Genomic DNA, 17,037 nt, shown 5'->3' on the forward strand with positions numbered 1-17,037 from the left:
GTCAGGCATGACCGCCGCATTCGGGCGCCAAAGACGCGCCGCAAGGGATTTTTTGAGCGTGAACGCAACATTCGTTTCGAAACTGGCCACGGCGGCCGCAGCCATCGGACTTCTCGCCAGCGCACCGGGCGCCAGCGCGCAATCTGCAGTGGGTGCGCAGGATCCGCTGAACCTGCCCGAGCAGTTCAACATGCTCACCAATCCCGATCCGAATGTGCGCCGGGCAACCGCGGTTGTGAACGGCCACGTCATCACCGGCACCGACCTCGACCAGCGCGTCGCGCTGCTCGTCGATGCCAGCCAGAACGAGATTTCGGCGGAGGAAATGGCCCGCGTCCGCGCGCAGGTCCTGCGCAACCTGATCGACGAAACCCTGCAGATCCAGGCGGCCCAGGCCGAGGAAATCGAGATCGACCGGGCAGAGATCAACCAGACTTACAACCGCCTCGCAGCGCAGAATAATCGCCGGGTCGAGGACATGGACACTTACCTCGAATCGATCGGCTCCTCGCCGAGTTCGCTGAAGCGCCAGATCGAAGGCGAGCTTGCCTGGCAGCGCCTCCTGCGCCGCAAGGTCTCGATGTTCGTCAATGTCTCGGCCGAAGAAGTGAACGAGCTGATGGAGCGCCTGAACGCTTCCAAGGGTACTGACGAGTACTGGGTCTGGGAAATTTTCCTCTCGGCTACGCCGCAGAACGCTGCTGCCGTTGAAGCGAACGCGCAGAAGATCGTCGAGCAGCTGCGACAGGGCGGCAGCTTCGTCGCTTATGCTCGCCAGTTCTCCGAAGCCTCGACCGCTGCGGTCGGCGGCGACCTTGGCTGGATCCACCTGCCCCAGCTCAAGGATCCGCAGCTCGAGACGGTCGTCGGCCAGATGCAGCCTGGCCAGCTGGTCGGCCCGATCCAGATTTCGGGTGGCTACTGGATCGTATTCCTGCGCGAAAAGCGCCAGGTGCTGACCGCCGATCCGCGTGATGCGATGCTGAGCCTCAAGCAGATCCAGGTTTCCTTCGATCCCGCCGCCGGCGAAGCAGCGAACGAAGCGAAGCTGCAGAGCTTCATCTCGGGCGTCCAGTCGATGCGTGGCTGCGGCAGCGCCGACGAAGTGGCTGCATCGCTCAACGCAAACGTTGTCACCAACGACCAGATCCGCGCCCGCGCCCTGCCCGAGCAGCTGCAGAACATCGTTCTCGGCCTGCAGATCGGCGAAGTGACGCCGCCCTTCGGTTCGGTTCAGGAAGGCGTGCGCGTGCTGATGCTGTGCGGTCGTGACGACCCGCAGAGCGAAAGCGGTCCGAACTTCGACGAGCTTATGGCTCAGATCGAGGACGAGCGCGTCAACAAGGCGGCCCAGCGCTACCTGCGCGACCTGCGCAACGACGCTTACATCGAGTACAATTGACGCCCGCACTACCCCCGCTTGCGGTATCGCTCGGCGATCCGGCGGGGATCGGACCCGAGATCATCGCGGCTGCATGGGTCCGGCGCGTACATGAGGGCATTGCGCCCTTCTTCGTGACTGGCGGCGCTGGCGTGCTGTCCGCCGCTGCAAAAGCGTGCGGGATCGCGGTGCAGGTCCAACAGATCGAGAACCCCTCGCAAGCTGTAGGGGTATGGGACGAGGCACTCCCTGTGCTGGGGGAGGCAGACCACCCCTATGAGCCCGGCACAGTCAGCGAAGCGGGGGCGAAGCTCGCCCTGCATTCGCTCGTGACTGCGACCAGGCTGGCTCTCGCCGGAGAAGCCGGAGGGCTGGTGACGGCGCCCATCGCAAAGTCGGAGCTTGCAAAGGTCGGCTTCACCCAGCCGGGCCAGACCGAATATCTCGCAGATGCCTGCGAACTGGATCGTCATGACGTGGTCATGATGCTTGCCGGACCGAGCCTTCGCGCCGTGCCGCTCACCATCCATCACGCGCTCGCCGACGTGCCGAAGCTCCTCACACGCGAGCTGATCTGCCAACGCGCGAGGATTGTCGCGTCCTCGCTGCAGCACGATTTCGGAATCGAGGTTCCGCGGCTCGCTGTCTGCGGGCTCAATCCGCACGCGGGCGAGGACGGCCGCTTCGGCAGCGAAGAGGCGGAGATTATCGCCCCGGCCATCGGGGAACTGCAGGCCGAAGGTCTCGCGATTACCGGACCCTATCCGGGCGATGCGCTCTTCACGCCGCGCGCGCGGAGCACTTACGATGTTGCGCTGGCGATGTATCACGACCAGGCGCTGATCCCGCTCAAGGCGCTGGACTTCGACGAGGGCGTCAACGTGACGCTCGGCCTGCCGATCATGCGGACGAGCCCCGACCACGGAACGGCGTTCGATATCGCGGGCAAGGGTCTCGCCGATCCCGGCGCGATGATCGCAGCGCTGCGTATGGCAGGCGAAATGGCCGCAAGGCGCGCGCGCCATGGTTGAGCTGCCTCCACTCCGGGAAGTCATCGCGCGTCATGGCCTCAGCGCGTCGAAGGCGCTCGGCCAGAACTTCCTTTTCGACGAGCAGCTGCTCGACCGCATTGCCGCGGTTCCGGGCGACCTCGCCGGCAGGAACGTGCTCGAAGTCGGCCCCGGCCCCGGTGGTCTCACCCGCGCGCTGCTTCGTGCGGGCGCGAAGGTGACCGCGATCGAAATGGACACGCGCTGCCTCCCCGCCCTTTCCGAACTCGCGATGGCATTTCCAGACCAGCTGCGCGTGATCGAGGGCGACGCGCTCAAGCTTGATCATGACAACGTGATGGAGGCCGAGCCCTACGCGGTGCTGTCGAACCTGCCATACAATGTCGGCACCGCGCTGTTCACGCGCTGGATGGGCGGCGAGGAATGGCCGCCGCTCTGGACCTCGCTCACGCTGATGTTCCAGCAGGAAGTAGCCCAGCGTATCGTGGCGAAACCCGGAAGCTCGGCCTACGGGCGCCTGGCGGTCCTTGCCCAGTGGCGGGCGCAGGCCAAGATGGCGATGAAGGTCCACCGCAGCGCCTTCACCCCGCCGCCCAAGGTCATGAGCGCCATCGTCCACGTCGAACCGGGCGAAATGCCCGAGGGTGTGTCGGCGAAATTGCTCGAGCGCCTGACCGAGGCCGCTTTCGGCCAGCGCCGAAAGATGCTGCGGCAGAGCCTCAAGTCCGTATCCGGCGCAGTCGACGCGCTCGAAGGGATCGGCATCGATCCTCAGCGCCGTGCCGAAACGCTCAAAGTCGGCGATTTCGTGCGGCTCGCCCGCGTTCTCGGCTAGTCTTCGCGTAGCGCCAGTTTGCGCAGCATCTGTGCGGCTACATCCAGCGACTGGAGCTGGGTCGCATAGCGCGCAAAGAGCTCGGGCTCACCGGCCAGTGCATCGGCCAGTTCCTCGAGTGCGCGAGCCGAGCGATCCATGTCATCCGCAGTGATCTGCGAGCCATGAAGCGGGGCGGACAGTGCCTCGACATTATCCTGCCCGCGCATTTCCTGCATGATACGCTGGAAGGCGCGGTCGACCGCGCGCTGCGGCTCCGCATTGGGCAGCCAGTGCTGCACGGTGATGCGCTGCTCGAAGGAGACCCCGGCCTGGTCATCCCCCAGCCAAACGACTGTTCCCGAGACCGAGAGCGCGCCACGCTGCAGTTCGACATTGCTGCCGACCGCCGGCAGGTCGTTGCCCTCGATCAGCGCCCCTGCGGGCGAGATATTGCACAGGCGTACCACGCCCGCACTCTGGGGCGCATGCATGGTGGCGCGGACAAGGATGTCGATCCTGTCCTCGCGACGTTCCTGGATGGCTCTGCCTTGTACTTGCACGACCGTTATTCCTTATAGGTCGCACAGCTTAACCGCGAAACTTTACCAGTCCCTTGACGCGCCGGCAGGCAGTTTCTCAGGCGGCAGTTTTCCTTTTCAGCCTCCACGCGTGCAGCAGCGGTTCGGTATAACCGCTGGGCTGCTCCACGCCCTTGAAAATGAGGTCCTTGGCGGCGCTGAAGGCAGCGCCGTCCTGATTTTCGAGGAGCGGCTCATAGAAGGGATCGCCGGCATTCTGCTCGTCCACCTTGGCGGCCATCCTGTGGAGCGCATCCATCACCTGCTCCTCGGTGATAACCCCGTGGAGCAACCAGTTCGCGATGTGCTGGCTCGAGATGCGCAGCGTCGCGCGGTCCTCCATCAGGCCGACGTCGTTGATGTCAGGCACCTTGGAACAGCCCACGCCCTGATCGATCCAGCGCACCACGTAGCCGAGTAGGCCCTGGCAATTGTTGTCGAGTTCCTCGCGGATTTCCCCTTCCGACCAGTTGGTGCCCTCGGCGAGCGGAATGGTCAGCAGCTCGTCGAGCTTGGCCGCATCGCCCAGCCCCTCCTGGATCTCGAACACATCCTCGCGGTGATAGTGGATGGCGTGGAGCGTCGCCGCGGTCGGGCTCGGCACCCATGCGGTGTTGGCACCTGCACGGAGGTGACCGATCTTCTCGATCATCATCTGCCCCATGAGGTCGGGCGCTGCCCACATGCCCTTGCCGATCTGTGCACGGCCCGACAGGCCATGCGCGAGGCCGATGCCGACATTGCGCGCCTCGTAAGCCCTGAGCCAGGCGGAGTTCTTCATCTCGCCCTTGCGCATCATCGGGCCGGCCCGCATCGAGGTGTGTATCTCGTCACCCGTCCGGTCGAGGAAGCCGGTGTTGATGAAGACGATCCGGTCCTTCACCGCGTGTATACAGGCGGCAAGGTTGGCCGAGGTGCGGCGTTCCTCGTCCATTACGCCGACCTTGATCGTGTTGCGAGGCAGCTCGAGCAGGTCCTCGACCGCATCGAACAGATCGTTGGTGAAGGCGCATTCCTCCGGCCCGTGCATCTTGGGCTTCACGATGTAGATGCTGCCCTTCCGGCTGTTGCCGTATTTGCCGAGCCCCGCGACGTCCTGCGCCGAGATCGCGCTGGTCATCACGGCATCGAGAATGCCCTCCGGAATTTCCTTTCCGTCCCAGAGCATCGCCGGATTGGTCATCAGGTGGCCGACATTGCGCACGAACATCAGGCTGCGCCCGGGCAGCGAGTGCTCCTTCCCCTCGCCGTCCTTGAAAGTGACGTCTTCGGAAAGCGCGCGAGTTACGGTCTTGCCGCCCTTGTCGAAGCTTTCGGAAAGGTCGCCCCGGATGATGCCTAGCCAGTTGCGATACGCGAGCAGCTTGTCCTCCGCATCGACTGCCGCGACCGAATCCTCGCAGTCGGCGATGGTGGTCAGGGCGGCTTCGAGGACGATATCCGAAATGCCTGCCTTGTCGGTCTTGCCGACAGGGTGATCGCGGTCGAACTGCACTTCGATATGAAGTCCGTTGTTACGGAATAGCAGGCCCTTTTCGGTGTGGCCAACCCACTGGCTCTCGTCCTCGAGCTTGCCGTCGTGCTCGTCGGCGAGATCGGCCCAGCTCTGGTCCACCAGCGGCAGGGCCTCATCGAGGAACTTGCGGCCAGCGGCGATCACAGCAGCTCCGCGCTCCTCGTCATAACCGCCGGGCCGCGCGGGCGGCGCGTCGAGCGCGTCCGTGCCGTAGAAAGCATCGTAAAGGCTGCCCCAGCGCGCATTGGCAGCGTTGAGCAGGAAGCGCGCGTTGAGGATCGGCACCACGAGCTGGGGGCCAGCCATGGTTGCGATCTCGGGGTCGACATTCTCGGTACCGATGGTGAAATCGCCTGGCTCGGGGACGAGATAGCCGATCTCTTCAAGAAAGGCGCGATAGGCAGCCGCGTCATGCGGCTGGCCTGCGCGCTCCACATGCCATGAGTCGATCTTCGCCTGCAGGTCCTCCCGCTTCTCGAGCAGCGCGGCATTGCGCGGCGCGAAAGAGCCGAGAAGCTGTGCAAAGCCTGCCCAGAAAGCGTCCGCATCGCGGCCCAGCGGCGGCAGGACGTCGGTTTCGACAAAAGTGGCCAGCGCCGGGTCGACCTCGATACCGGCGCGCGTCACGTAATTGGTCATGGAACTCCTCTGGGAAAGCGAATGGCTTCGTGATGTGGACCCGGGGAGGAGTGGCACGACCTATGCCGCCAGCCGTTGACGAATGCAAGGCGCGGGGTGGACTTGGAAGCTCGTAAGTCTAAGGAAGTTGCCAATGAAACCGGATATGCCCTCGCAAGCGCTTTTGGACGCCGTGGATGCCGACACGATGCTGGCCGAAGTGCAGGATTGGGCCGCGATCAATACCGGCACGGCCAATATCGATGGACTGAAGACTATGGCCGGCGTGCTCGCCGACGCGTTTTCCGCGCTGCCCGGCGAAGTCGAACTCGTCGATCCGGCTACTGTGACCGCAATTTCCGCCGAGGGGCGCGAGTTCGAGAAGCCGCACGGCCAGCACTTGGTGCTGCGTGTGCGCCCCGAAGCGGAGCGCCGCTTCGTCCTGACCGGCCACATGGACACGGTATTCCCCGTCGACCACCCGTTTCAGGAGACCAAGTGGCTCGATGACGAGACCATCAACGGTCCCGGCACAGCCGACATGAAGGGCGGGCTCAACGTCATCCTCCACGCGCTGAAGACCTTCGAGACGATCGAGGGTTCGGACCGCGTGGGCTACGACGTGATGGTCAATTCGGACGAGGAAACCGGCAGCCTAGCCAGCCGCGGCCTCATCGAGGAGTTGGCACGCGGAAAATATGCCGCGCTGACCTACGAACCTTCGGCCCTGCCCGACGGCACGCTCGCCCATGCACGCGGCGGGACGGGCAATTACTCGATCACCATTACCGGGCGCAGCGCCCACGCGGGCCGCAACCCGCATGAGGGGCGCAATGCCATCGTTGCTGCCTCCGACCTCGTCCTGCGCATCAAGGCGCTCGAAGCCGAGGACATCACCGTCAATCCCGCCAAGATCGAAGGCGGCGCGGCCAACAATGTCGTGCCCGACCTCGCCATCCTGCGCTTCAACATCCGCCCCAAGTCGACCGATGCGATGAACCGCTTCGACGGAGAACTCGATGCGATCCTTTCGATGATCGAGAGCGATCACGAAGTCTGCATCCACCGCCACGGCGGTGTCACCCGTCCGCCGAAGCCTGTCGACGAGAAGGCCCAGCGGCTGTTCGACCTCGTCAAGGCATGCGGCGCTGAGCTCGGCCAGCAGATCGGCTGGAAATCGACCGGCGGCGTTTGCGACGGCAACAATATCGCTGCCACCGGCGTCCCCGTGGTCGACACCATGGGCGTGCGCGGCGGAGCCATCCATTCGCCCGACGAATTCATGATCGTACCTTCGCTCCGCGAGCGCGCTGCATTGTCCGCGCTGGTGCTGACGAAGCTATCCATCGGAGACCATTTGTGACCTTTCGCCTGCGCGCCGCGCATCTTTCCGATCTCGAACACCTTTACGAGATGGCCAAGCTCACTGGCGGCGGCTTCACCAACCTGCCGGCCGACAAGTCTGCGCTGACAAAGAAGCTCGAGCGTGCGGACGAGGCGTTCTCCCGCACCGGAGACGAACTTGGCGACGACGTGTTCACGCTGGTCCTCGAAAACACCGAGACGGGTCAGGTTCGCGGCACTTGCCAGCTGTTCACCCAGGTCGGCCAGCAATGGCCCTTCTATTCCTATCGTCTCAACACGCTGACCCAGCACAGCCAGGAACTCGACCGTACGGTGCGGGCCGAGTTGCTGAGCCTCGTCACAGATCTCGAGGGCTCGTCCGAAGTCGGCGGTCTGTTCCTGCATCCGGGCGAACGCGCGGGCGGTCTGGGCCTGCTGCTCGCACGCAGCCGCTATCTCTTCATCGCCATGCATCGCAGCCGCTTTGCCGACCGGATTCTCGCCGAGCTTCGCGGCGTGATCGACGATCGTGGCGGTTCGCCTTTCTGGGACGGCGTGGCAGGGCGCTTCTTCGGCATGACCTTCCAGGAAGCCGATTATTTCAACGCCATCAACGGCAACCAGTTCATCGCCGACCTTATGCCCAAGCACCCTGTCTACGTCGCGATGCTCAACGAAGAGGCCAAGAAGGTGATCGGCGTCCCGCATCCGACGGGCCGTGCGGCCATGCGCATGCTGGAAAACGAGGGCTTCGCCTACGAAGGCTATGTCGACATTTTCGACGGCGGCCCGACGATGACCGCGCGCACCGACAACGTGAAGAGCGTTGCAGAAGCACGCCCGGCCAAGGTCTCCGCCATCGATCTCGATACCGGCGAGCGAGCGCTTGTTGCGACCGGCGAGCTCGGTAGCTTCAAGTCCGCCTACGGTATGCGCGATTTCCGTGAAGACGATACCATCGCCATCGACGAGGTTTGCGCCAAGGCCCTCGAAGTCGGCGTCGGCGACACCGTCTGGAGCGTGGCGCGATGAGCCTCGTCGAGATCAATTTCGACGGCATCGTCGGCCCCTCGCACAATTATGCAGGCCTCAGCCTCGGCAATATCGCCAGCGCGAGCCACAAGGGCGATACCTCCTACCCCCGCGCGGCTGCGCTGCAGGGCATTGCCAAGATGCGCTCGAACATGGCGCTGGGCCTCGCTCAGGGCTTCCTGCTGCCACTGCTCCGCCCCAATGGAGATCTCATCCGCGGCCTCGCGATCGACGAGACCGCGCCGCGCCAGCTGCTCGCCGCGGCATGGTCGGCCTCGAGCATGTGGACCGCCAATGCCGCCACCGTCAGCCCGGCGCCCGATACGGCGGACGGCCGCTGCCACCTGACCCCGGCCAACCTCGTCACCATGCCGCACCGCGCGCAGGAGTGGCAGGATACTCAGGCGCAGCTCGCCATCGCTTTCGGCGACGAAGAGCATTTCACCATCCACGATGCTGTCCTCCCCGCCTTCGGTGACGAGGGCGCAGCCAATCACATGCGCTTTTGCGAGGGTCACGGCGCGCCCGGTGTCGAGGCTTTCGTCTGGGGTCGCCAGGGCGGCGAGTTCCCCGCGCGCCAGCACGAGCAGGCCAGCCGCGCCATCGCGCGGCTCCACGGTCTCGATCCGGACAAGTGCGTCTTCATCGAGCAGAACCCCGAGGCGATCGAAGCCGGGGCCTTTCACAATGACGTGGTCTCCGTGGCGAATGAGCGCGTACTCTTCACCCACGAGCGCGCCTTCGCCGACCAGAAGGGTGCCTACGAGGCAATCCGCGCAGCCTTCCCCGCGCTCGAAGTGGTCGAAGTGCCCGAAAGCGCGGTCAGCCTCGAGGAGGCGATCCGCACCTACCTGTTCAACGCGCAGCTGCTGACCCTGCCCTCGGGCGAGATGGCGCTGGTCGTGCCGAGCGAATGCCAGGAAAGCGCCAGCGTCTGGGCTTATTGCGAGAGCATGCTCGCCGGCAACGGCCCGATCCGCAAGGTCATCCCCGTCGATGTGCGCCAGTCGATGGCCAATGGCGGCGGCCCTGCCTGCCTGCGGCTGCGCGTCGTCGCGGACCCGGCGACGGTCGACCCGCGCTTCATGCTCGACGATGCCAAGGCCGACCGTATCGAGGCGGTAATCGCCGAAATGTGGCCGGAAACCATCGATCCTGCTGATATCGGGACCGAAAAACTGGCGCATCGCGTGATCGAAGCGCGCGAAGCCCTGCTGACTGTCCTATCCTTGGACACCCTCGCCTAAACATGGTTCATAAAAGTTAACCACCTCGACTCTGCGTCGGGCGTTCTTACACTCGGCTCTGGATTAACCACGCGAGATCGGCAGGAACGTGTTTGTGGCACGTTCATTGCAATTCAAGAGGTTAAGAAAGGAGCATCCGCCAACCCATGTGGCAGAAGGTCAAAAGGCTGTTCGTGATCAAGACGCGCTTCGAGGCGTATGTGATCATCTATGCCCTTGCCCTTGGCGCGATGACCCGCGGAGCGCACTACACCATCGAATATCCCGGAGTGGGCGGCTACCTGCTGTTTGCGGCAACTGCCGGCGCGGTGTTCCTGGGCGGCGCGAAGATCCTCGACGCCATCCGCTACGAACAGGACGCGAAGAAGGCCGAAGAGGCCGAGACGCCCGCTTCCGACTGATTTTCCGACAATTTCGCGAAGGTGGGGGTTTCTGTTGCTAGCTACCCCCGGAGCCCCGGAATCCGCTTCTGTTGCCCGGTGGGTCCAACCGCGCTTTAGCTTTGTAAGATCAGGGCGTTAGCCCGTCAGATTACGCTGCGAGAGCGAGTGCTTCGTTATCGTTGGCACTTGTGTGTTGTGAACAGTTTTACGGGTTACTCAGCCCGGACGAAAACACTGTCTTTCAGCACACGTCGATCCTAGTTCGGCCCCGTCAAAAACCGCGCATTTGCCGCGGATTATGGTGGAGCCGCCGGGTACTGCCCCCGGGTCCGTTGTACCTATTGCACAGCGCAATTTATCGCCATAGCCGGCCGAAACCGGCAGAACCCATATAGCGATCCATCGCTTAATGTGAAGTGTACCCCTCCCCCACAAGGAGGAGGGGTTCTCACTCAGCCCATAGGGCCCTTGTCGGGCGCATAGTCGGGGCGCGCGGCGCGCAGCTCGTCGCGGATTTCCTTGAGCAGGTCGGTTTCGCTCGGACCTGCAGGCTTTTCCTCCGGCTTATCCTCGAATTCTTCCATCACCTTCTTGGCGTAGCGCACCAGAAGGAAGATGATGAAGGCCAGGATCAGGAAGTTGATGATCGCCGTGATGAAGCTGCCGTAGCCGATCATTGCCGCGCCCGCTTCCTGCAGGGCTGCATAATCGTCGAGCGGTCCGTCATACCCTTCGGGCGTGCTCAGCAGGACGAAGTAGCGCGAGAAGTCCGCGCCGCCGAAGATCGCGCCGACCACGGGCATGATGATCTCGTCGGTTAACGATTTGACGATGGTGGCGAATGCGCCGCCGATGATGACCGCGACCGCAAGATCGATCACGTTACCCTTGGCGACAAATGCCTTGAAATCACTCAACATAGACAGTCCCTCTCGCAACCCTGTTTGAGGGCGGAAGTTGTTGCATGACAATTCTATGCTCTCAAGGCCCAGCTTCCTTGAATGCACAGTCTGGCGTGCTATCTAGGTAAGACAGTTTGAAAGGGGAACTTCCGACATGAACCGCATAATCGCCATCCGCACTGCCTTGCTGGGTGCCTTCGCCCTCGCGCTCTCGGCTTGCGGGATCAACTCGGTCCCCGAGAAGGAAGAAGTCGTCAACGCCCGCTGGGCAGATGTGCAAAGCGCCTACCAGCGCCGCGCCGACCTCGTCCCGAATCTCGTCTCGACGGTCCGCGCCGCTGCCGGCTCCGAAGAGGCAATCCTGACGCAGGTCATCGAAGCGCGTGCCCAGGCGACCTCTACCACAATCAACACCGGCGATCTCGGAGATGCCGAGAAGTTCCGCCAATTCGAACAGGCTCAAGGCAATCTCGGCAGCGCGCTCAGCCGCCTGATGGTAGTGGTCGAACGTTACCCCGAACTGCAGAGCCAGCAACGCTTTGCCGACCTGATGGTGGCGCTCGAAGGCACCGAGAATCGGATCGACAACAGCCGCACCCGCTACAACGAGGCCGTGCGCGTCTATAACACCGCAATTCGCACCTTCCCCGAAACTATCGGTGCGAACATCATCCACGGTGCGGAGCCCAAGGAGACCTTCCAGGCCGATGCCGGTGCACAGACCGCGCCGACGGTGGATTTCGGAGACATGGACCCGGGCGCGAGCGGTAACTGAGCGCCTGGGACCACTCAAACGTGCAACGCCTGATCCTGTTACTTGCGCTGGTTTTGGCGGCCTTCGGGTCGCCGGCGCTGGCGCAGGACTATCCCCCGCGCCCCGACGGGCCCGTCTATGACGGCGCCGACCTGATCCCGGCTGCCGAGGAAGCGCGGCTGGAACAGAAGCTCACCGACTATAATCGCGCAACCGGCCGCGCCATTGTCGTGGCAACCGAGCCAACGACCGGCGGCGTCGATACGCAGATCTATGCCCGCGGCCTTGCCGAGACCTGGGGCATCGGCGGAGCGGAAACCGAACAGGGCGTGTTGCTCTATATCGCGCGTGACGACCGGCAGATGTGGATCTCCACATCGCGCGGCGTTCAGGGAACGCTGACCGACATCTCCTCGGGCAGGATCGTGCGCAATACGCTGCGCCCGGCCTTCCGCGAAGGCGATTTTGCCGGCGGTATCGATCGGGCAGTCGACCAGATGATCGAGCGCCTCGATATGGATCCCGCGGACGCCCGCGCCATAGCGGAAGCCGAGGCCGCGGCAGAGCGCGAGCGCGGCGATAGGGGCGGCGTGCCCATCGGCGGCCTCATCTGGTTCGCCTTCATCTTCTTTTTCTTCATCCTCCCCGCATTGCGCGGACGCGGCCGTCGCAGGCGTTATCGCCGCGGGCCTTGGGGCAATACGGCGCGCGACATCATCCTGTGGGAGGCAGGCAAGGCCATCGCACGCGGTCTCGACGGCGGTAGCCGAGGCGGTGGCTGGGGTGGCGGCGGCGGATTGGGCGGAGGTGGCGGTTTCGGCGGCTTCGGCGGCGGAGGCGGCGGCTTCAACGGCGGCGGCGCCGGAGGGGTTGGTAATGGGATATCTGACGCGCGAGAAGCACGCGATCGTCACGCAGGCGGTCGCAGAGGCGGAGAGCAAGACCAGTGGCGAGATCGTGACCGTCCTTGCAGACCGTTCCGACGGTTATACCGACGTGATCCTGGTCTGGGCGGCAGGGTTCGCCTTCACGGCCATGAGCCTGTTCGCAGCCTTCCCCGAACCCTTCCTGGGACTCTGGGACAATCTCGTGGGCGGCTGGGGTACAGACTGGACCACGGGCGGAATAGCGACGGCCACCATCCTCCTTGGCCTGCTCACCTTCGCCTTTAGCTGGCTCCTTCTCTCGATCGACACCCTTCGGTTCCTCTCTATCCCTTCGCCGATCAAGGAAGCGCGAGCGCATGACGCGGCGATCAAGCATTTCAAGGTCGGCGCGGAGCGCCGCACGCACGGGCGCACCGGCGTATTGCTCTATCTCTCGATGCGCGAGCACCGTGCGGAAATCGTCGCCGACGAGGCCATCGCGACCCGAGTTCCGGCGGAGGTCTGGGGAGAGGCGATGGTAGACATGCTCGCCGAAGTCTCGAAGGGCTGCATCGCCGAGGGCCTTGCAGCCGGCGTGCGCGATGTCGGGATCGTGCTCGCAGAGCATTTCCCGCGCGATGCCGACGACCGAAACGAATTGCCCGACCGCCTGATCGAGGTCTGACTAAATGAGTGCACCCAACAATGACGCGCCGGTCGAGATCGTCTGGCAGGGCAAGTACATCACCACCAAGAAGCAGGGCCGCTGGGAATATGTCGCCCGCTCGCGCGGGATCCGCGCGGCGGCAATCCTCGCGGTGGACGAGGAGGATCACGTTCTGCTTGTCGAGCAGTATCGCGTACCTCTGGGACGCAGCAGCATCGAATTTCCTGCAGGCCTCATCGGCGACGACGACGGTGAAGACGACGAGGATGCCCTCACTGCCGCAGGACGCGAACTTGAGGAGGAGACCGGCTACCGCGCCTCTGTCCTGGAGGACATGGGCACCTATTTCTCCTCGCCAGGAATGGTCAGCGAAAGCTTCACCCTGGTGCGCGCACGCGGGCTGACGAAAGTCAGCGAAGGCGGCGGTGTCGCAGGCGAGAACATCACCGTGCACCGCGTCGCGCGCAGCGATTTGCCCGAATTCATTGCTGCAAAGCGCCGCGAGGGTTGCGGCATCGACGTGCGTGTGCTCACGCTCCTCGTGCAAGGATTTATCGAGGGAGAGTGAGAATGGCAGGTCGTTGCAAGGGCAAGCTCGCGCTGGTCACAGGCGCGGCGCAGGGACTTGGCGCGGCGCATGCCCGCAGACTCGCGGAAGAAGGCGCGAGAGTTCTGTGCACTGACATCAATGGTGACGGCGCAGAGGCGACCGCCGCACGCATCGTCGAGGAAATGGGCGCCGGTCACGCGATCGGCGTGCAGCATGACGTGACCGATCCCGATGCCTGGGAGCGTGTCGTGGGCGTGGCCGAGAGCGAGCTCGGTGGATTGAATGTGCTGGTCAACAACGCCGGCATAGGCGTGGGCGGCAATATCGAGACCTGTAAGTTCGAGGACTGGCAGCGCTGTTTCTCGGTGAACGTGGATTCGATCTTCCACGGCTGCCAGAAGGCCCTGCCGCTGATGCGCGAACACGCGCCCGGATCGATCATCAACATCTCGAGCATCGCCGGCCTTATCGCGAGCGACACCATGCCCGCCTACAATGCCAGCAAGGCGGCCGTATGGATGCTGTCGAAATCGATCGCGCTGCACTGCGCGAAGAACCGCATGGATATCCGCTGCAACTCGGTGCACCCGACATTCGTCGATACGCCGATCCTCGATGGGACCGCGATCAATCACAATATCGACAAGGATGTTCTGATGGAGAAGCTCGCCCGTCAGATCCCGCTCAAGAAGGTCGGCGAACCGGACGATATCGCCAATGCGGTGGTTTATCTCGCCAGTGACGAGAGCAAGTTCATGACCGGTGCGGAGCTGAAGCTCGACGGCGGCATCTCGGCCATGTGAGGACTGCAGGCTTTCTGCCTGCAAGAACGAAGCCCGACCCTTCTCGCCCGATCCCGGACCGTTTGTCCGGGATGATGCGGAAGGATCGAACTCAGTCTGCGATCAGTGCGATCGCCAGGTAGATGAGGATGAAGCTGCCGAAGCCGAGCAGCGTGCCCAGAACGAAGGCGACGCGGACCCAGGTGGCATCGATGCCGAAGTAACGGCTGATACCCGAACAGACACCCATCACCTTGCCATTGCGGCGGTCCAGACCGAACTTGTTGCTCGGGCGGACGGTGTTGTCTTCGCGGAACTTCAGGTCGTTCATGCGATCACACCTCCGGGCGTGGCGGGGATGATGGCGGTGGCGAAGAATGCCGCCGACAAGGTAAGCGAGAAGGCTGCTGCGAAAAGCTTGCTGCCGTATTTTTCAAAGTCGAACATGGTTCCTTTTCCTGTGTTCTAGAGTGCGAATGTCGTGCCGGTTCAGGCGATGACAGGCGTTGCGGGAACGATAGCCATGGCCATGAAGAAGCCGGTGGTGGCGAGTGCGAGGACCGAAGCGAAAGCGCGGTTGTCGGAAACGTTGAAAGCAAACATCTGGATAAACTCCCTTGAAATCTTTGTTGTTCACCGGCTCATCCGGTGGACACCTCAAGCATTGCAACGGGCGTGCCAAAATCGAAAAATGGCGGAATTCAGCCATTCTTAACTGAACAAGCGGGCCGGACTTCGTTCATCAATCCGAAAGGTTGGCGAAATTTCCCAACTTTTGGAAAGCGCCTTTCCGGTGGCGGCAGCGCGGGGCGCGCGCTAGGGATTTTCCCGCCCCATGCTCGACCGCATTTCCCTCACACGTTTTCGCAATCACGCCGCCACGGAGCTTGACGAAACCTCGCGTTTCAACCTGCTCGTGGGCGAGAACGGTGCGGGAAAGACAAACGTACTCGAGGCTCTTTCGTTGCTGGCGCCGGGACGCGGGCTGAGACGCGCTGCACTTGCCGACATGGTCATGCAGGACGGGTCAGGCGGCTTTGCTATCGGCAGCGACCTCGCGCAGGAAGATGGCGACCCGGTCCGTCTCGGCACCTATACCGAGAACGAGCACCCGAGCCGGCGCAAGGTCCGCATCAACGGCGCAGAAAGCTCCGCCGCCGCGCTCGGCGAATGGCTCGCGCTCACCTGGCTCACGCCTGCAATGGATGGCCTGTTTACCGGCCCCGCTGCCGACCGTCGCCGCTTCATGGACCGCATGGCGCTCGCACTCGATCCCGCACACGCCTCGCACGCGACCCGTTATGAAGCGGCGCTGCGCGAGCGCAACCGGCTCTTGTCTGACGACCGGACGCCCGAGAGCGCATGGCTCGATGCGATCGAGGCACAAATGGTAGAGCATGGCGGAAGGGTGATTGCCGGACGCGCGCTGCTAGTCGACACGCTGATGAGCCGCATCGCGCATATGCCGAGCGAGCCCTTCGCCCGCCCGGCCCTTACCTATGCACCCGGCGGCACCGACACTGCCGAGGCGCTATCACAGACCCTTTACGACGGACGCGCACGCGACCGGGCGGCCCAGCGCACCCTTTCAGGCCCGCACCGCGACGAGCTGGACGTGGTCCACGCCGCCAAGCGCGTCCCCGCAGCGCAAAGTTCGACCGGCGAGCAGAAGGCCATGCTCGTGGCCATCACCCTCGCCCACGCCGCGCTTGCAGCGCAAGGGCGCTCGGGCATCCTCCTCCTCGACGAAGTGGCGGCCCATCTCGATCCGGTCCGCCGCGCGGCGCTGTTCGACCAGCTCGCGGCAAGCGGCGCGCAGGTCTGGATGACGGGGACCGAACTGGCCCCGTTCGACAGCATCGCGGGCGATGCCGCGGTCTGGAAAGTCTCCGGTGGGAGTGCCGAGCGGCTCTAGCCCTGATCGGGCAGCGCCGCCTGCACATCGTCCAGCGTGTCGGCGACCAGCCTGTCGATCCCCTCGGCAGTTGGATGGATCCGGTCGGACTGGAAGAGCTCAGGCGACTGGTAGATGCTCTCGAGCCAGAATGGCACGAGATCGGCATCATATTCGCTCGCAAGCTCACCGTAGAGCCCATCGAATTCCTGCTGGTACTCCGGCCCATAATTGGGCGGCGAGCGCATGCCCATGAGCAGCACCGGGATGTCGCGCCTCCGCAGTTCGGCCAGCATCCCTTCGAAGTTTTCGCGCGTGGCTGCGGGCTGGATGCCGCGCAGCATGTCGTTTCCGCCCAGTTCGAGGATGAAGAGATCGGGCTTCACAGGCTGCTGGTCTAGCAGGAAACCGATGCGCTCCAGCCCTCCCGAACTCGTATCGCCGGAAACACCGGCGTCGACCACGGTGGCATTGATTCCTGCCTGCCGCAGCGCACGCTGGAGACGTTCCGGATAGCCCTCGTGCTCGGCAAGGTTGTAGCCTGCAAACAGGCTGTCACCGAAAGCGATAATGCGCAGTTCGGGCCCGTCGACAACGATCTCCTCGGGCGCCTCGCTGCCTGTCTCTGCGACTTCGGTGCTGTCCGCTTCCTCGACTTCACTGCCGCATGCGACAAGTGCGAGGGCCATGAAGGGT

The 17,037-nt window shown here is 63.7% G+C and carries 19 protein-coding genes, 1 other RNA gene and 1 pseudogene; 13 read left to right on the forward strand and 8 right to left on the reverse strand.

Going from position 1 to position 17,037, the window contains the following annotated elements:
* Window positions 1–58: 58 nt before the first annotated feature.
* From ACZ1G8_RS02185 to rsmA, 3 genes are read left to right on the forward strand one after another with little or no spacing between them, the layout of a single operon-like run.
* Window positions 59–1,402, forward strand: coding sequence for a peptidylprolyl isomerase (locus tag ACZ1G8_RS02185; RefSeq protein WP_472680200.1), 1,344 nt, complete (start codon window positions 59–61; stop codon window positions 1,400–1,402).
* Entirely contained in the window at window positions 1,399–2,412 is a 1,014-nt protein-coding gene (gene pdxA, locus ACZ1G8_RS02190; protein WP_472680201.1) for a 4-hydroxythreonine-4-phosphate dehydrogenase PdxA, read from the forward strand. The genes ACZ1G8_RS02185 and pdxA overlap by 4 nt, the downstream gene beginning before the upstream one ends.
* Window positions 2,405–3,226 carry a 16S rRNA (adenine(1518)-N(6)/adenine(1519)-N(6))-dimethyltransferase RsmA gene (gene rsmA / locus ACZ1G8_RS02195; RefSeq protein ID WP_472680202.1) on the forward strand — a complete coding sequence of 274 codons (822 nt, stop codon included), beginning with the start codon at window positions 2,405–2,407 and terminating at the stop codon, window positions 3,224–3,226. Before pdxA ends, rsmA begins: the two co-directional genes overlap by 8 nt.
* Here the strand turns inward: rsmA and ACZ1G8_RS02200 are convergent.
* Both ACZ1G8_RS02200 and ACZ1G8_RS02205 read right to left on the reverse strand, forming a co-directional pair.
* Complete coding sequence (locus ACZ1G8_RS02200; RefSeq protein WP_472680203.1) at window positions 3,223–3,768, reverse strand: PilZ domain-containing protein; 546 nt, start codon at window positions 3,766–3,768, stop codon at window positions 3,223–3,225. The two genes, rsmA and ACZ1G8_RS02200, sit on opposite strands and share 4 nt — an antisense overlap.
* Window positions 3,769–3,844: 76 nt before the next feature.
* Window positions 3,845–5,941, reverse strand: a complete 2,097-nt coding sequence (locus ACZ1G8_RS02205; RefSeq protein WP_472680204.1) for a malate synthase G — start codon at window positions 5,939–5,941, stop codon at window positions 3,845–3,847.
* 133 nt (window positions 5,942–6,074) lie between these two features.
* Here ACZ1G8_RS02205 and ACZ1G8_RS02210 point away from each other — a divergent pair, with 133 nt between their 5' ends.
* The 4 genes from ACZ1G8_RS02210 (at window position 6,075) to ACZ1G8_RS02225 (ending at window position 9,944) form a co-directional block, all read left to right on the forward strand.
* On the forward strand, window positions 6,075–7,283 hold the full coding sequence (locus ACZ1G8_RS02210; protein ID WP_472680205.1) for a hydrolase: 1,209 nt from the start codon (window positions 6,075–6,077) through the stop codon (window positions 7,281–7,283).
* The gene (locus ACZ1G8_RS02215; protein ID WP_472680206.1) at window positions 7,280–8,296 is read left to right on the forward strand and encodes an arginine N-succinyltransferase; all 1,017 of its coding nucleotides are present in this window, start codon (window positions 7,280–7,282) and stop codon (window positions 8,294–8,296) included. Before ACZ1G8_RS02210 ends, ACZ1G8_RS02215 begins: the two co-directional genes overlap by 4 nt.
* Entirely contained in the window at window positions 8,293–9,543 is a 1,251-nt protein-coding gene (locus tag ACZ1G8_RS02220) for an N-succinylarginine dihydrolase (RefSeq protein ID WP_472680207.1), read from the forward strand. The genes ACZ1G8_RS02215 and ACZ1G8_RS02220 overlap by 4 nt, the downstream gene beginning before the upstream one ends.
* A gap of 146 nt (window positions 9,544–9,689) precedes the next feature.
* Window positions 9,690–9,944, forward strand: a complete 255-nt coding sequence (locus ACZ1G8_RS02225) for a hypothetical protein (protein ID WP_472680208.1) — start codon at window positions 9,690–9,692, stop codon at window positions 9,942–9,944.
* Window positions 9,945–10,001: 57 nt separating this feature from the next.
* Here the strand turns inward: ACZ1G8_RS02225 and ssrA are convergent.
* Both ssrA and mscL read right to left on the reverse strand, forming a co-directional pair.
* Window positions 10,002–10,346, reverse strand: a transfer-messenger RNA (tmRNA) gene (gene ssrA, locus ACZ1G8_RS02230).
* 32 nt (window positions 10,347–10,378) lie between these two features.
* Window positions 10,379–10,846: a large conductance mechanosensitive channel protein MscL gene (mscL, locus tag ACZ1G8_RS02235; protein ID WP_472680209.1), complete on the reverse strand. Its 468-nt coding sequence runs from the start codon at window positions 10,844–10,846 to the stop codon at window positions 10,379–10,381.
* 136 nt (window positions 10,847–10,982) lie between these two features.
* On the opposite strand from mscL, the gene ACZ1G8_RS02240 reads away from it, so the two are divergent.
* From ACZ1G8_RS02240 to ACZ1G8_RS02260, 5 genes and pseudogenes are all read left to right on the forward strand, one after another.
* Complete coding sequence (locus ACZ1G8_RS02240; RefSeq protein ID WP_472680210.1) at window positions 10,983–11,603, forward strand: LemA family protein; 621 nt, start codon at window positions 10,983–10,985, stop codon at window positions 11,601–11,603.
* 20 nt (window positions 11,604–11,623) lie between these two features.
* Window positions 11,624–12,028, forward strand: a pseudogene (locus ACZ1G8_RS02245) (TPM domain-containing protein); the annotation flags it as partial.
* Window positions 12,029–12,458: 430 nt separating this feature from the next.
* Complete coding sequence (locus ACZ1G8_RS02250; RefSeq protein ID WP_472680211.1) at window positions 12,459–13,133, forward strand: TPM domain-containing protein; 675 nt, start codon at window positions 12,459–12,461, stop codon at window positions 13,131–13,133.
* Window positions 13,134–13,137: 4 nt separating this feature from the next.
* Entirely contained in the window at window positions 13,138–13,683 is a 546-nt protein-coding gene (locus ACZ1G8_RS02255) for an NUDIX hydrolase (RefSeq protein ID WP_472680212.1), read from the forward strand.
* Window positions 13,684–13,685: 2 nt separating this feature from the next.
* Window positions 13,686–14,468 (forward strand): SDR family oxidoreductase, encoded by a 783-nt coding sequence (locus ACZ1G8_RS02260; RefSeq protein ID WP_472680213.1) that lies wholly within the window; start codon window positions 13,686–13,688, stop codon window positions 14,466–14,468.
* A gap of 91 nt (window positions 14,469–14,559) precedes the next feature.
* On the opposite strand, the gene ACZ1G8_RS02265 is transcribed toward ACZ1G8_RS02260, so the two are convergent.
* From ACZ1G8_RS02265 to ACZ1G8_RS02275, 3 genes are read right to left on the reverse strand one after another with little or no spacing between them, the layout of a single operon-like run.
* Window positions 14,560–14,778 (reverse strand): PspC domain-containing protein, encoded by a 219-nt coding sequence (locus tag ACZ1G8_RS02265; RefSeq protein ID WP_472680214.1) that lies wholly within the window; start codon window positions 14,776–14,778, stop codon window positions 14,560–14,562.
* On the reverse strand, window positions 14,775–14,894 hold the full coding sequence (locus ACZ1G8_RS02270) for a recombination protein F (RefSeq protein WP_221427955.1): 120 nt from the start codon (window positions 14,892–14,894) through the stop codon (window positions 14,775–14,777). The genes ACZ1G8_RS02265 and ACZ1G8_RS02270 overlap by 4 nt, the downstream gene beginning before the upstream one ends.
* Window positions 14,895–14,936: 42 nt before the next feature.
* Window positions 14,937–15,050, reverse strand: a complete 114-nt coding sequence (locus ACZ1G8_RS02275) for a recombination protein F (RefSeq protein WP_472680215.1) — start codon at window positions 15,048–15,050, stop codon at window positions 14,937–14,939.
* A 232-nt stretch (window positions 15,051–15,282) separates the two neighbouring features.
* Here ACZ1G8_RS02275 and recF point away from each other — a divergent pair, with 232 nt between their 5' ends.
* Entirely contained in the window at window positions 15,283–16,362 is a 1,080-nt protein-coding gene (gene recF, locus ACZ1G8_RS02280; protein WP_472680216.1) for a DNA replication/repair protein RecF, read from the forward strand.
* Here recF and ACZ1G8_RS02285 read toward each other — a convergent pair.
* Window positions 16,359–17,030 (reverse strand): arylesterase, encoded by a 672-nt coding sequence (locus ACZ1G8_RS02285; RefSeq protein ID WP_472680217.1) that lies wholly within the window; start codon window positions 17,028–17,030, stop codon window positions 16,359–16,361. The two genes, recF and ACZ1G8_RS02285, sit on opposite strands and share 4 nt — an antisense overlap.
* Window positions 17,031–17,037 lie beyond the last annotated feature (7 nt).

This window comes from Qipengyuania sp. BR81-2 (genome assembly GCF_055693895.1).